The following is a 13,273-nucleotide window of genomic DNA, read 5'->3' as shown; positions in this document are numbered from 1 at the left end:
TGACCAGTTCCTCACATGTCTGCGCCAGGATGCGTTCATGATCACGCGCAGACCCCGTGCCGCCCTGCTCGCCGCGTCCCTGTTCGTCCTGACGGGATGCGGCGGCGGGGCCGTGGCATCGCCCGGCCACCCCTCCGGGGGCGACGCGGCGGGAACCACGACCTCGGCGGCGGTACCGATTCCGACCCCCACGTCCCAGGTGAGCTCCTCGCCGCTCCTGCCCGGCCTGGGACCGAAGACGCTGGGCCGGATACCGGCCGGCACCCGCCAGGCCGTCGTCGTCACCGGCAGGGGCAAGAACTCCCCGCTGTCCACCGTCGTCCTGTATCAGCGCACCGGCGCCGGCTGGGAGGCCGGCGCGAGCTGGCCCGCGCACAACGCCCTCCGGGGCTGGACCGACCAGCACATGGCCGGAGACCTCCACTCACCGATCGGCGTCTACGAGCTCACCGACGCCGGCGGCCTGCTGAACGACCCCGGCTCCCGACTGCCGTACCACCAGTCCTCCGCCTTCACCGCGCCCGGCACCGGCTTCGAGGGCGAACCGCTCGCGGGCGCCTTCGACTACGTCATCGCCATCAACTACAACCGCACACCCGGCACTTCACCCCTCGACTGGAGCCGTCCGCTCGGATCGGGACGCGGCGGTGGCATCTGGTTCCACGTCGACCACGGCGGCCCCACCCACGGTTGTGTGAGCATCGCCGCGAAGCACATGAAGGAGCTGCTCCGCGCCCTCGACCCGGACCTGCACCCCGTGGTCGTCATGGGCGACGCCGCGTCCCTGGCCCACTGACCGCTTAGGATCCGCCGAGTGTGCGCACATGTGCTGGTCGCCGAGGACGACGAGATGCAGGCCGAACTCATACGCCGGTCCCTGCTGGCCGAGGGCCACACGGCCACCGTCGTCCATGACGGGGCGGCGGCGCTGGACGCCGCCCGCCGGCTCAGACCCGACCTCGTCGTCCTCGACCTGATGCTCCCCGTGATCGACGGCTTCGGCGTGTGCCGGGTCCTGCGGGGCACGGACCCCGAACAGGCCGAGATCCCGGTCCTGATGCTCACCGCGCGCTCCGACGAGGACGACGTGCTGCTGGGCCTGGAGCTGGGCGCCGACGACTACATGACCAAGCCGTACAGCCCGCGGGAGCTGATGGCCCGCATCCGTACGGTGCTGCGGCGCAGCGGCCGCGCCGTCGGCGTCCGTGAGGATCCCGTCGTACGGGCGGCGGGCCTCGCCGTCGATCCGCAGCGTCACGAGGTGCGGTGCGACGACGAGCCCGTGGAATGCACGCCGGCCGAGTTCCAGATCCTGCTCGCCATGGCGGGGGAGCCTGAACGGGTGTTCACCCGGCGGCAGTTGCTGGAGGTCACCCGGGGCATCGACCGGGCCTCCACCGAGCGGGCCGTCGATGTGCACATCATGAACCTGCGCAGGAAGATCGAGGAGAACCCGCGCCGCCCGGTCCGGCTGCTGACCGTGTTCGGGGTGGGCTACAAGCTCAGCGGCGGCCGCCCGTGAAACGCCGTATCCCGCTGCGCAAACGTCTGCTGGTCCGGCTGCTGTTCGCCTCGGCGCTCATCGCGGTGTGCTCCGTGGCGGCGACGACCTGGCTCGCGGTGGAGACCACCACCCGTGCCCTGCGCGAGGAACAGGGCCAGGACCTCGCCGACGACATGAAGATCCTCGCCGAACTCAGCGGCTACGCCGCCACCCATCCGCGGTGGACCGGCGTCCAGCCCCTCGTCCGCACCCTCGCCGCGCGCACCGGCCGCCGTATCGCCCTGACCACCCCCGACCGCACCCCCATCGCCGACTCGGCCGGCAAGGGCACCGCCCTGCCGCTCGGCGCCGCCGCCACCGTCGACCCCCTGCACACCGACACCTACAGCGAGACCGGGGCCCAGCTGAACGGCGTCGACCCGCGCGCGGTGGGCCCCTACCGGCTCACGGCGGGGGAACGCGCCGAGCTGGAGGCGATCGCCGAGAAGAAACGGACCTGCTACTCCCGCTTCGGCATCGACACCAAGGTCGCGACGATCCCCGGCGGCCGGCCGGTCATCCTCGACCGGGACGGCTCCCCGACCACCCAGCCCCTCCCCGCGGAATGCGGCTACGACCGCCTCGACGTCCCCACCTCCACCGAGCAGAAGGCCCTCGACGGCCTCACCGACGGGGTCCGCGCCTGTCTGGAGCGGCACGGCCGGCACGGGAACGCGCCCCTGTACCTCCGGCTCAACCCGAGCGGCAGGAACCCGCTGACCAGATTCGTCCTCGCCAAGTTCGCCGTGGACAGCGAGGTGGACCGGAAGACAGCGCAGAGCTGCGCCGAGGACGAGCTGCGGGCCCAACTCGACCCCTATGTGGCCCCGGTGGCGGAGCTGTTCCTCGGCGGTGACGACACCACCCCGCCCCGCTGGAACATGTCACCGGCCAACAAGGCCAAGATCGTCGGCGTGGTCGGCCTGGTCCTGGCCGTCACGGTCGCGGTCACCGCCGTGGTCGCCACCCGCCTGGTACGGCCCCTGCGCGCACTCACCGCGGCGGCTCAGCAGCCCCCGGAACTCCATGTGCGGGTCCCGGTCACGACCCGGGACGAGACGGGCATCCTGGCCGAGGCGTTCAACGACCTCACCGAGCGCCGAGAACGCCTGGAGGAGCAGCGCAAGGCCATGGTCAGCGACATCGCCCATGAACTGCGCAGCCCGCTCACCAACATCCGAGGCTGGCTGGAGGTGACCCGGGACGGAGTCGTCGACCCCGACCCGGCCCTTCTCTCCTCGCTGCACGAGGAGGCCGTCGTCCTCCAGCGCATCATCGACGACCTCCAGGATCTGGCGGCCGCCGACGCGGGCACGCTCCGGCTGCACCCCGAGCCCCTGCGCGCCGACGAACTCCTCGACCAGGTGGCCGCCGCCCACCGCGTCGCCGCGGCCACGGCCGGTGTCACCGTCCACACCAAGGCCGACGACACCACCTGGCTCGAGGCGGACCCCGTCCGGATGCGCCAGGCCCTGGGCAACCTGGTATCCAACGCCCTGCGCCACACCCCGCCCGACGGCACGGTCACCCTCATGGCCCGCCGGGACGCCGACGAGGTCGTCCTCACCGTCACCGACACGGGAAGCGGAATCGACCCCGAGGACCTCCCGCACATCTTCGACCGCTTCTGGCGGGCCGAGAAGTCCCGAAGCCGCCGCACAGGAGGCAGCGGCCTGGGCCTGTCGATAGTCCGCCACTTGATCGCCGCGCACGGGGGAACCGTCACAGCCACCAGCGAGCCCGGAACGGGAACCGAGTTCACCATGCGACTGCCGGCCGGCTGAGGGGCTTACGCGCTACCCCCGGCGCGCTTCGGCCCGCGCCCGCCTCCGGCGCAGGGCCCGCCGTTCGTTCTCCCCCGCACCACCCCAGACTCCCAGAATCTCTCCATGGTCCAATGCCCACTCCAGGCACTGCTCCCGCACCGGGCAGCGCGCGCACACCGCCTTCGCCTGCACCGTCTGCAACAACGAGGGACCCGACGTGCCGATCGGGAAGAACAGCTCGGGGTCCTCGTAACGGCACGCGGCCTGGTCTCGCCAGTTGTCCATCAAATTCACCTGCGATCGAAGTCGTACGTGCCCTCGCGAATGGCTTACTCGTTTTCGGGTCACCTGTCGATGCGCGAGTGAAACAGCGAAAGTCGCGAAGAAACGGTGTCACTGCTCCCGCATGCCCCACGGAGAGCCGTACGCGTGCAGCAGATCCAGGAACGGACCCGCCTCGAACGCCTCCGGGCCGAGGACGCCGGACCCCGACCACGCACCGGTGGCGAGGAGTTCGAGGGCGACGACCGGGTTGACGGCGGTCTGCCACACCACGGCCTGGCTGCCGTACTCCTTCATGGACCACTGGTTGTCGACCACGTGGTACAGGTACACCTCGCGCGGCGTGCCGTCCTTGGTGCCCCGCACCCAGGTGCCGGCGCAGGTCTTGCCGTGCATCCGCTCGCCCAGCGTCGCCGGGTCGGGCAGACACGCGGCGACGACGTCACGCGGTGAGACCGCCACCGGTCCGTCCGCGCTCGGCACGGTCACCGGCGCCGTCCGGTCCAGACCCAGCAGGCGCAGGGTGCGCAGCGTCTCGATGAACTCGGCGCCCAGGCCGTACTTGAAGGTGACCCGGCGGGCGTCCACCCAGCGCGGTACGAGGAGCACCTCCTCGTGCTCCACGTTCACGCACTCGACCGGACCGATCCCCTCGGGGAAGTCGAACACCTCCGGCTCGCTGAACGGCTCGGTGGTGAACCAGCCGCGGTCGGCCTCGTAGACGACCGGTGGGTTCAGGCACTCCTCGATCGTGGTCCAGATGCTGAAGGAGGGGGCGAAGTCATAGCCGTCGACGGTGAGGTTCGCCCCGTCGCGGACACCGATCTCCTCGATCTCGTCGAAGAGCTCGTCGGCGGCGTACCGGGCGAAGACGTCGGACAGCCCCGGCTCCACACCCATGCCGACGAGGGCCAGCGCGCCCGCCTTCTCCCACTCCTCGGCCCGCGCGAACTGGTCGTCGCCGAGCTTGACCCCGCACTCGGTGTACGGGCGCTCCGGATGCGGGTGGGACAGCGACATCGCCATGTCGACATAGCCGGTGCCCGCCGCTCGCGCCGCCCGGAACAGCGGCATGACGAAGCGCGGGTCGGTGGCGTTCAGGAGCACGTCGCAGTCGTGCCGGCGCAGCAGTGCCGTCACCGCGGCCTCGTCGCCCGCGTCGACGCGCTCGGCGTGGAAACGGGCGTCGTCGACGGCCGCGACCGCCGCCTCGGCCCGTGCCGGGTCGTAGTCGGCCACCACCATCGCGTCGAAGAACGAGCGCCGGGCCGCGATCCGGGTGACGGCGGTGCCGACTCCGCCGGCGCCCACGAGCAGTACACGCATGACAGATCTCCCTGTCCTTGAGGAGTGATGACGAGGGGCCCCGCCGGAGATACAACGCCGCCGGGTCACGTAAGGTCAATGGCGTTGGCATAAGGGTCGAGGAGGACGCGTGCCCAAGCCCGTCGTGCCCGAGGAGAAGCGGCGCCGGCGCCGCCCGACCAAGAGCGGCACCGTGCTCTCCGAGCGGCTGATCGTCGAGACCGCGCTGCGCATGCTGCGCGAACACGGCAGCGCCGGCCTCACCGCCCGCCGCCTCGGCCTCGCCCTGGACGCCGACCCGAGCACGCTCTACCGCTACTTCCGCGGTATGGACGACCTGACGCTCGCCATCGGCGACGCGCTCATCGGGCAGGCCCTGGACGGCTGGCGGCCGACGGGCGGGTGGCGGGCCGATCTGCGCTCCGTCGGGCTGCGCATCCACGGCGTCTACGTCTCCCACCCGCAGGCGGCCGTCCTCACCACGAGCCGGGTCACCGGCCGGGCCAACGAACTGGCCGCGGACGAGGCCGTGCTGGACATCCTGCGCACCGCCGGATTCCCCCTGCCCGACACGGTCCGCATCTACCACGCCTTCATCGACCAGACCCTGGCCTTCGCCGCCCTCGACGCCGCCTCCCTCGCCCTGCCGCGCGCCGCCCTTCGGGCCGACGAGGACATGTGGCGCTCCACCTACGCCCGGCTGCCCCGCACGACCCACCCCCGTATCGCGGAGGCCGCGCCCCTGCTGGCGGCGCGCATGGTCGGCAGCGCGTATCCGACAGCGCTGGAGATGCTGCTCGACAGCGCGGCCGACCAACTCCGGCACCCGCGTCCCTGACCCACCGCCTCCCGCCCCCGCCCCCCCCACGACGACTTCGGCGCACGCCGCGAGCGCCAGACTGCCCCGCGCCGGTCACCCCTGCATCGCGGAGGCCGCGCCGCTGCTGGCGGCGATGCTCGACAGCACGCCCGACCAGCTGCGGGACTCGCGTTCCTGACCGACGAGTTTCCGCGCGCCCGCCCCACCGCGACGCGCCTCAGCCGCGCAGCGCCTCGCCCGCTGCCCCTACGACGAGTTCGGCGCGCGCAGTGAGCGCCCGGCTGTCCCGGGCTCGTCACACGCGGCCGGGCAGGTGCCGTTCCTGGCGCACCGGTTCCCCGCCCCCGCCAGCGCCGGGACGCGCTTCAGCCGCGCAGCGCCTCGCTCGCTGCCCCCACGACGGCCTCGGCGACCGCCGCGAGGGCCGGGGAGTCCAGTTTCCACTGCTGCCAGTACAGGGAGACGTCGACGGAGCGTCCCGGTGCGAAGTTCACCAGGCGTCCGGCGCGCAGCAGCGGCTCGGCCTGCACCTCCGGTACCACGCCCCACCCGAACCCCGCGGCGACCGCCTCCACGAACCCCTCCGACGTCGGGACGAAGTGCCGTACCGGACTCGCGCCGCCCGCGCCGCGCCGCAGCCGGCGCACGAAGCCGTCCTGAAGGTCGTCGCTGCGGTCGAAGGCCACCGTGGGCGCCACGGCGAGGACGTCCCGCAGCGGGCCGTCGAGGTGGAGACGGGCGAACTCCGGCGTCGCCACGGGGAGATAGCGCATCCGGCCCAGGTTGCGCGCCGAGCAGCCCGTGACCGGCTCGGGCGACGAGGTCACCGCCGCCATCACCAGCCCCTCGCGCAGCAGCGACGCCGTACGGGTCTCGTCCTCACGGCGCAGCTCGAAGCAGAGCCGGGGTTCGTGCCGCACCCGGGTGAGCGCGGGGAGGAACCAGGTGGCCAGGGAGTCGGCGTTCACCGCGACCGACACCCGCGTCGGCTCCCCGGCCCCGCTCATGCCCAGCTCGGCGCGTGCGTCGCGCTCCAGCCGCGCCAGCTGGCGGGCGAACCGCACCACCACCTCGCCCGACTCCGTGGGCCGCACCGGTTTCGTGCGCATCAGCAGCACCCGGCCCGTGCGCCGCTCCAGCGCCTTCACCCGTTGGCTGATCGCCGACGGCGTCACATGCAGCGCCACGGCGGCCGCGTCGAACGTGCCCTCGTCCACGACCGCGAGCAGCGTCCGCACCTGGTCCAGCGGGAGCTCGGTCAGCTCGGTCTTCATGTGAGCTAATGATACGTAAGAATCTTTAGCTGTACGCCTGGTGATCGTCTCCGTAACGTCGAAGCCATGACCAACGCTCTGACCACCGCGGCCGCGGGATTCGGCACCGGCCTCTCGCTCATCGTCGCCATCGGCGCCCAGAACGCCTTCGTCCTGAGACAGGGCATCCGCCGCGACGCCGTCCTCGCCGTGGTCGGGATCTGCGCCCTGTCCGACGCCGTCCTGATCGCCCTCGGGGTCGGCGGAGTGGGCGCGCTGGTGGTGGCGTACCCGGAGGCGCTCACCGCGGTCGGCTGGATCGGTGGCGCCTTCCTGCTCTGCTACGGCGCCCTGGCCGCCCGCCGTGTGGTGCGCCCGCAGGGCGCGCTGGACACCGGGGGCGGGGCCGAGGGGTCACGCCGGCGGGCGGTCCTCACCTGCCTCGCGCTGACCTGGCTCAACCCGCATGTCTACCTGGACACGGTGTTCCTCGTCGGCTCGATCGCCGCCGACCGCGGCGCGCTGCGCTGGACCTTCGGCCTCGGCGCCGCCCTCGCCAGCCTCTGCTGGTTCGCGGCGCTCGGCTTCGGCGGCCGGCTGCTCAGCCGCTTCCTGGCCAGGCCGTCCTCCTGGCGGGTGCTGGACGGACTCGTCGCGGCGACCATGATCACACTCGGCGTCACGCTCGTCGCGAGGGCGTGACCCCGCGCGATGCGCAGTCCACGGACTGAGATCGTGTGCCCGAACTCGCTTGCGGTGCTGGGATAGTGAACCCCGGCCCGAAAGATGTATCGAGCAACCAGGAAGCCCGTGGACACCAGCGAGAGCAGCACCGAGCCCCAGTCACCGGCCCCCGCCGCCGAGGAGGAGCAGGCCCCGCCGCGGCGCGGCTGGCGCCGCTGGGCGATGGACACCCGCCCGCTGCGCGTCCCCGCCTACCGCAGGCTCTGGTCCTCCACCATCGTCACCGCGGTGGGCAGCCAGCTCACCGCGGTCGCCGTCCCCAAGCAGATCTACGACATCACCGGCTCCTCGGCATGGGTCGGCGCCGCCAGTCTCGCCGGCCTCCTGCCGCTGATCGTGTTCGCGCTGTGGGGCGGCGCGGTCGCCGACAGCATGGACCGCCGCAAGCTGCTGCTGATCACCAACGGCGGCATAGCCGTCACCTCGCTGCTCTTCTGGCTCCAGGCCGTCACCGGCCTGGAGTCGGTGGCCGCGCTGATGCTCCTGCTCGCCCTGCAGCAGGCGTTCTGGGGTCTGAACGCCCCGGCCCGCAACGCGTCCATCGCCCGTCTGGTGCCCGAGGCCCAGCTGCCCGCCGCCAACGCCCTGGGCTCGACCGTCATGCAGACCGGCCAGGTCGTCGGCCCCCTGCTCGCCGGCGCCCTGATCCCGGTCATCGGCCTGCCCGAGCTGTACCTGATCGACGCGCTCGCGCTGTGCGTCACCGTCTGGGCGGTCTACCGGCTGCCGGCGCTGCCCCCGCTGGCGGGCTCGACGACGCGACGCGCCGGAGTGCGCGAGATCGCGGAGGGCTTCCGCTACATCTCCCTGCACAAGGTGCTGCTGCTGTCCTTCCTCGCCGACATCATCGCCATGGTCTTCGGCATGCCCCGCGCCCTGTTCCCCCAGCTCGCCGCCGAGACGTACGGCTCCTACGGCGAAGGGCTCGCCCTCGGCCTGCTGTTCGCGGCGATCCCCATCGGGGCGGTGCTGGGCGGGCTGTTCTCCGGCACTTTCTCCCGGGCCCGCAGACACGGCTGGATGGTGATCGGCGCGGTCGTCACCTGGGGCGCCGCGATCACCGGGTTCGGACTGAGCGGCAACCTGTGGATCGGGGCCGCCTTCCTGGCCGTCGCCGGGGTGGCCGACATGGTGTCGATGGTCTTCCGCGGGGCGATCCTGCTGTCCGCGGCCACCGACGAGATGCGCGGTCGTATGCAGGGCGTCTTCACCGTCGTCGTCGCGGGCGGTCCGCGACTCGCCGACGTCCTGCACGGCACCGCGGGCTCGGCCTTCGGTCCGCGCGCGGCCGTGGCGGGCGGCGGTCTCCTGGTCGTCGCCGTGATGCTGGCCCTCGCCGCCGCGGTGCCGGCCCTGCGCCGCTATCGCGTCTGAGCGGCTACAGCCTCCCGCGCCGGTGGCCCGCGTACTGCTCCATCAGCTTGCCGCGGGTCATCTCCAGCCGGTGCGCGAGGATCTCGGCCACACTGCGCACCAGCACGATGCCCAGCTGCGGGTCCTCCTCGCACAGCCGCAGCACCCGCGCCGCGTCGAACTCGTAGGCGCGCACCGGGCTGAAGGCCTCGGCGCCGAAGTCCCACTCGTGCGGGGGGAACAGCCAGGACCAGCCGAGCAGATCGCCCGAGCCGAGGCTGGCCACCGTCACCCGCTGCAGCGAGTTGACGCGCTGGTCGAGGGAGACCGCCCCCGAGCGGATGACCCAGAACCGGTCGGCCCGGCCCCCCGCCTCGAAGATCCGGGTGTCCTCCGGGAAGGAGACCTCCTTGGCGAGGGTCATCAGGTGCTGGCGCTGGGGCTGGGGGAGGGCGGTCAGCAGTTTTATCGCTTTGGTCATGGCGCGGGGCTCCTCGCCGGCAGGGGGTCCGGTGTTTGCCTACGCCCATTTCAGCCGCTGTGGGCGCCCCGGGCACCTCGGCGGACGACGGCTTTCGCGCGAGGACGTGCCAGGGCATGAAAAAGCCCTGGCTGGACGGGGGAGGCCAGCCAGGGCCGTTCTCGGTGATGGTGGAGGACGATACGGTCGACTCCGCCACCACGTATGGATGAACGGTAAACCATCCGGGGCGTTTCGCGTAGCCGGAATCGGGTCACGTGACCGGTTTCACTTCACGGACTCCTCGCCCGCCGCCACGACCCTGATCGTCTCCAGCTCCGGATCGCTCGGGTCCGGCAGGTTCATGCCCGCCTCAAGCCCCGTGCGCAGATAGCGGAGCACGGGTTCGGTCAGCCGTTCGCCCGGCAGGATCGCGGGGATCCCCGGCGGATACGGCGTGATCATCTCCGCCGTGACCCGGCCCGCGGCATCGGACAGGGGCACGTCCTTGGTGCGTCCGAAGAAGGCGTCCCTGGGCAACATGGCCTGCGCGAGCCGCAGTTCGCCGGGTTCCGGCACCTCCACGCGCGGGGCGCGCGGCAGTTCGGGCGCGGCCCGCGCCAGGTCCTTGAGCGCGGCGAGCAACTGGTCCGCCGTGTCCTGGTCGTCGGCGTGGGTGATCTGGGCGCCGATCCTGCGGTGGTCGCTCAGATGCATGTCCAGCTTCCGGTGCTCGCGCAGCCAGTCGGAGGCCTGGAAGCCCGTGACCCCGAGACCCGTCACATCGATGACGCAGGGCAGCGGGTCGAAGTCGTCGGCCAGCCCCGGTCCGCAGAAGTCGGACCGGTCGTTGACATGCATGCCGTCGATCTCCTCGACGGCCGCCCGCACTTCGGCCGCCAGACCCAGCGCACCGCCCATCAGCTCCTCGCCGCGCAGCGCCATCTGCCGGCGCCAGCCGTCGAGCCCCGCGTACAGGAGGACCGAGGGGCTGGTCGTGCCGAGCAGGTCGGAGCGCATCTTCAGCACCTGTGGCGGCACCAGATCACCCTGCAGATGGAAGACCGAACCCTGCTCAAGACCGCTGCCCATCTTGTGGATGCTGGTCACGCAGATGTCGGCGCCCGCGTCCATCGCCCAGGACGGCAGGTCCGGATGGAAGGGCAGATGCGCTCCCCAGGCCTCGTCCACGATCAGCGGCAGCGAACGGCGGTGACAGACCTCCGCGATCGCCCGCAGGTCCGCGGCGGCGCCGTACGGTGTCGGGCTGGTGACCAGGGCGCCCTTGGCGTCGGGATGGATGTCGAAGGCCTTCTCGAAGCTCTCCGCCGACGGCGGGTGCGCAAGGCGCCGCTCGGCGTCCCACCGGGGCTCCACCCACACCGGCTCGATACCGGACAGGACCAGCCCGGAGACCACCGACTTGTGGGCGTCCCGGCCGATCAGCAGCTTCTCGTGCGGTCCCGCGACCGCCAGCATCGCCGCCTTGACGGACAGCGAACTCCCGCACGTGGTGAAGAAGGTGTGATCGGCGTGCACGACATCGGCCATCAGCTCCTCGGCCCGCTCCAGCACCTGCCCCCGGGTGAGCCGGTCGTCCAGCCCGCCCGACGCCAGCACATCACCGAGGAAGACCGCGTCACCGAGCACCTCGCGCACGGCGGGATCGGCGCCCCGGGCCTGTTTGTGCCCGGGCGGGGTGAACGACAACCGCTCCTTCTGGTGGTAGTCGGTCAGGGCTTCCAGAACGGGTGCACGGCTGTGATCGTTCGACATGCGCTCCGGGTTCCCGCCGACCGGCACCGCCAATCGGCCCGTACGGCGGCAACCGAACGCCCGGTCAGTCCCGGCCGCCGTGCTTGCCGGGGGTCAGGATCTCGTCCAGCACCCGGACCACGGTCTCGTACGCCAGCGTCCGCACCACGGCGTCCCGCGCTGGATCCGACCGCTCCGCCCCGAGTTCGTCGCGCCGCGCCCGCCAGGCGCGCTCCTCCTGCTGTGCGCATGCGCGGGCGCGCTGGAGACGGCGCAGCAGTTCGTCTGAGTCCACGACATCGGCCATGACGACCGGGTACCCCCTCCGCCCGTCGAAATGACAGGTGACCACGGACCCGGCCAGGAAGGTTTGGCGGGACCGATGCCGGTGAGCCGAAACAGAGGAGACCCGCGGTACCCGCCCGGTGCGCTACCCGTGGGCGGCCGGGCCCGGCTGCGCACCACCCCGATCAGGAGCCAGTACTCTCAGCCGACAGGGAGCCAGGCGATGTGCGAGCAGCACACGACCGAAACCGTTGATGAGCCGACGCGCGCGGAGAGCCCCGCGTCGACCCGTCTGTGCAAGCCGGCCGAGGCGCGCCGCGCCGTGGAGCGAGTGGTGCGAGAGCGCTGCCGGGTCACTCACACGACATGCGATCCCGACGCCCTCGGCGACGCCCTGCTGGTGGCCTCCGAACTCACGAGCAACGCCATCCTGCACGGCGGCGGGGTCACGGACTTCCACGTCGACGTCGCCGGCCCCTGTCTGTGCGTCTCGGTGAGCGACCGCAGCGACGAGGTGCCGATGGTGAGGCCGCCGGTCGACCCGCGCGGCCGGTACCGGGTGGGCGGACACGGGTGGCCCATCGTCTGCCGCCTGGCACGCGATGTGCGGGTGTCCGAGCTGCCCGCCGGCGGCAAGCGCATCACCGCCGTGGTGGAGCTGCCGTGAAAATTTCTCGCGTCTGCTGTTTGCGGTCGTAAGCGCAGGGCAGGCGGAATTTCGTGCTTCGGACCGGAGGCGCGCCAGCGGGAGCGGAACGACCGCCCCGGGCCCCTCGACCGGTCCGGGCGGCGCCCGTCCCGCGGTAAGTCCCTGAGACCCCCCTCGTTCAGGAGCGAATCCGCATGCTCATCGACACGTCGACCAGCCGTCCCGGCACGCAGACCCGGCCGACCGCGTCCTCCGCGCGGCGGCACGACGACGCACCCGACACGGCGGACCTCTTCGTCCGTCTGGCAGCCCTGGAGGACGGCCCCGAGCGGGACGCCATCCGCGACGAACTCGTCACCGCCTGGCTGCCCATGGCCCACCGCATCGCCGGCCGGTTCCGCGACCGCGGTGAGTCCGTCGAGGACCTGCGCCAGGTCGCGGCCCTCGGACTGGTCAAGGCCATCGACCGCTTCGACCCGGAGCGCGGCGCCTTCGAAAGCTACGCCGTGCCCACCATCACCGGCGAGGTCAAGCGCCACTTCCGGGACCGGATGTGGGCCCTCAGGGTGCCCCGCCGCGTCCAGGAGCTGCGCAACAAGGTCCGGGTGGCCCGCCGAGAGCTCACCCAGACCCCGGGCAGCCCCGAACCCACCGTCGCCGACCTCGCCGCCCACACCGGGCTCACCGAGGACGAGATCAGCGCAGGACTGGAGGCACTGGAGAGCTTCAGCACCCTCTCCCTGGACGCCGAACTCTCCGGCGACGAGGACGGCTACAGCCTCGCGGACACCCTGGGCGCCTCGGACTCCTCGTACGACGTCGTCATCGACCGCGAGTCCGCCAAGGAAGGTCTGCGCCGGCTGCCCGAGCGTGAACGGGCCATCCTCTACATGCGCTTCTTCGAGGACATGACGCAGAGCCGGATCGCCGACCAGCTCGGCATCTCGCAGATGCACGTCTCCCGCCTCATCAGCCGCAGCTGCGCCCGCGTGCGTGCCGAGGCCATGGATCAGCAGAACCGACGGGACGGCCGGCGGCGGCCCACCGTCGCCTGAGCG

General features: G+C 72.0%; 14 protein-coding genes. 8 read left to right on the top strand and 6 right to left on the bottom strand.

Annotated elements, in window-relative coordinates; all coding sequences use genetic code 11:
• Positions 1-37 precede the first annotated feature (37 nt).
• The 3 genes from ABZT17_RS17030 to ABZT17_RS17020 are packed head-to-tail and all read left to right on the top strand — an operon-like array spanning position 38 to position 3,327.
• Positions 38-796: a L,D-transpeptidase family protein gene (locus ABZT17_RS17030; RefSeq protein ID WP_356349379.1), complete on the top strand. Its 759-nt coding sequence runs from the start codon at positions 38-40 to the stop codon at positions 794-796.
• 18 nt (positions 797-814) lie between these two features.
• Positions 815-1,522, top strand: a complete 708-nt coding sequence (locus ABZT17_RS17025) for a response regulator transcription factor (RefSeq protein WP_356349376.1) — start codon at positions 815-817, stop codon at positions 1,520-1,522.
• Positions 1,519-3,327 (top strand): HAMP domain-containing sensor histidine kinase, encoded by a 1,809-nt coding sequence (locus ABZT17_RS17020; RefSeq protein WP_356349373.1) that lies wholly within the window; start codon positions 1,519-1,521, stop codon positions 3,325-3,327. The genes ABZT17_RS17025 and ABZT17_RS17020 overlap by 4 nt, the downstream gene beginning before the upstream one ends.
• A 12-nt stretch (positions 3,328-3,339) precedes the next feature.
• Here ABZT17_RS17020 and ABZT17_RS17015 read toward each other — a convergent pair whose 3' ends face one another.
• Positions 3,340-3,594 (bottom strand): WhiB family transcriptional regulator, encoded by a 255-nt coding sequence (locus ABZT17_RS17015; RefSeq protein ID WP_356349369.1) that lies wholly within the window; start codon positions 3,592-3,594, stop codon positions 3,340-3,342.
• Between the two features lie 108 nt (positions 3,595-3,702).
• Entirely contained in the window at positions 3,703-4,917 is a 1,215-nt protein-coding gene (locus ABZT17_RS17010) for a saccharopine dehydrogenase C-terminal domain-containing protein (protein WP_356349367.1), read from the bottom strand.
• A 109-nt stretch (positions 4,918-5,026) separates the two neighbouring features.
• On the opposite strand from ABZT17_RS17010, the gene ABZT17_RS17005 reads away from it, so the two are divergent.
• Positions 5,027-5,734, top strand: coding sequence for a TetR/AcrR family transcriptional regulator (locus ABZT17_RS17005; protein ID WP_356349365.1), 708 nt, complete (start codon positions 5,027-5,029; stop codon positions 5,732-5,734).
• Between the two features lie 347 nt (positions 5,735-6,081).
• Here ABZT17_RS17005 and ABZT17_RS17000 read toward each other — a convergent pair whose 3' ends face one another.
• Positions 6,082-6,990 carry a LysR family transcriptional regulator ArgP gene (locus tag ABZT17_RS17000; protein ID WP_356349362.1) on the bottom strand — a complete coding sequence of 303 codons (909 nt, stop codon included), beginning with the start codon at positions 6,988-6,990 and terminating at the stop codon, positions 6,082-6,084.
• A 66-nt stretch (positions 6,991-7,056) separates the two neighbouring features.
• Between ABZT17_RS17000 and ABZT17_RS16995 the strand changes: the two genes are divergently transcribed.
• Complete coding sequence (locus tag ABZT17_RS16995; protein WP_356349359.1) at positions 7,057-7,671, top strand: LysE/ArgO family amino acid transporter; 615 nt, start codon at positions 7,057-7,059, stop codon at positions 7,669-7,671.
• Between the two features lie 108 nt (positions 7,672-7,779).
• Positions 7,780-9,087 carry an MFS transporter gene (locus tag ABZT17_RS16990; protein WP_356349356.1) on the top strand — a complete coding sequence of 436 codons (1,308 nt, stop codon included), beginning with the start codon at positions 7,780-7,782 and terminating at the stop codon, positions 9,085-9,087.
• A gap of 4 nt (positions 9,088-9,091) precedes the next feature.
• Here the strand turns inward: ABZT17_RS16990 and ABZT17_RS16985 are convergent, their stop codons facing one another.
• The 3 genes from ABZT17_RS16985 to ABZT17_RS16975 form a co-directional block, all read right to left on the bottom strand.
• Positions 9,092-9,547: a cyclic nucleotide-binding domain-containing protein gene (locus ABZT17_RS16985; RefSeq protein ID WP_356349353.1), complete on the bottom strand. Its 456-nt coding sequence runs from the start codon at positions 9,545-9,547 to the stop codon at positions 9,092-9,094.
• A gap of 267 nt (positions 9,548-9,814) precedes the next feature.
• Positions 9,815-11,302 (bottom strand): aminotransferase class I/II-fold pyridoxal phosphate-dependent enzyme, encoded by a 1,488-nt coding sequence (locus tag ABZT17_RS16980; RefSeq protein WP_356349350.1) that lies wholly within the window; start codon positions 11,300-11,302, stop codon positions 9,815-9,817.
• A gap of 64 nt (positions 11,303-11,366) precedes the next feature.
• The gene (locus ABZT17_RS16975; RefSeq protein ID WP_356349347.1) at positions 11,367-11,588 is read right to left on the bottom strand and encodes a 3-deoxy-D-manno-octulosonic acid transferase; all 222 of its coding nucleotides are present in this window, start codon (positions 11,586-11,588) and stop codon (positions 11,367-11,369) included.
• A 201-nt stretch (positions 11,589-11,789) separates the two neighbouring features.
• Here ABZT17_RS16975 and ABZT17_RS16970 point away from each other — a divergent pair, with 201 nt between their 5' ends.
• Together ABZT17_RS16970 and ABZT17_RS16965 are read left to right on the top strand one after the other, a co-directional pair.
• Positions 11,790-12,233, top strand: a complete 444-nt coding sequence (locus ABZT17_RS16970) for an ATP-binding protein (RefSeq protein WP_356349345.1) — start codon at positions 11,790-11,792, stop codon at positions 12,231-12,233.
• 176 nt (positions 12,234-12,409) lie between these two features.
• Complete coding sequence (locus tag ABZT17_RS16965; RefSeq protein WP_356349343.1) at positions 12,410-13,270, top strand: SigB/SigF/SigG family RNA polymerase sigma factor; 861 nt, start codon at positions 12,410-12,412, stop codon at positions 13,268-13,270.
• Positions 13,271-13,273 lie beyond the last annotated feature (3 nt).

The sequence above is a fragment of the Streptomyces sp. NPDC005648 genome (assembly GCF_040605395.1).
Taxonomy (GTDB): Bacteria; Actinomycetota; Actinomycetes; order Streptomycetales; family Streptomycetaceae; genus Streptomyces.
Note: the sequence above shows the minus strand (reverse complement) of the source record. Positions and strands in the feature narration are given on the sequence as shown.

Excerpts from the sequence above, each read along its gene's own strand:
- ABZT17_RS16975 (WP_356349347.1), bottom strand. The coding sequence starts at position 11,588 with ATGGCCGATGTCGTGGACTCAGACGAACTGCTGCGCCGTCTCCAGCGC.
- ABZT17_RS17030 (WP_356349379.1), top strand. The coding sequence starts at position 38 with ATGATCACGCGCAGACCCCGTGCCGCCCTGCTCGCCGCGTCCCTGTTC.
- ABZT17_RS16970 (WP_356349345.1), top strand. The coding sequence starts at position 11,790 with ATGTGCGAGCAGCACACGACCGAAACCGTTGATGAGCCGACGCGCGCG.
- ABZT17_RS16980 (WP_356349350.1), bottom strand. The coding sequence starts at position 11,302 with ATGTCGAACGATCACAGCCGTGCACCCGTTCTGGAAGCCCTGACCGAC.
- ABZT17_RS16995 (WP_356349359.1), top strand. The coding sequence starts at position 7,057 with ATGACCAACGCTCTGACCACCGCGGCCGCGGGATTCGGCACCGGCCTC.
- ABZT17_RS17015 (WP_356349369.1), bottom strand. The coding sequence starts at position 3,594 with ATGGACAACTGGCGAGACCAGGCCGCGTGCCGTTACGAGGACCCCGAG.
- ABZT17_RS16965 (WP_356349343.1), top strand. The coding sequence starts at position 12,410 with ATGCTCATCGACACGTCGACCAGCCGTCCCGGCACGCAGACCCGGCCG.
- ABZT17_RS17000 (WP_356349362.1), bottom strand. The coding sequence starts at position 6,990 with ATGAAGACCGAGCTGACCGAGCTCCCGCTGGACCAGGTGCGGACGCTG.
- ABZT17_RS16985 (WP_356349353.1), bottom strand. The coding sequence starts at position 9,547 with ATGACCAAAGCGATAAAACTGCTGACCGCCCTCCCCCAGCCCCAGCGC.
- ABZT17_RS17010 (WP_356349367.1), bottom strand. The coding sequence starts at position 4,917 with ATGCGTGTACTGCTCGTGGGCGCCGGCGGAGTCGGCACCGCCGTCACC.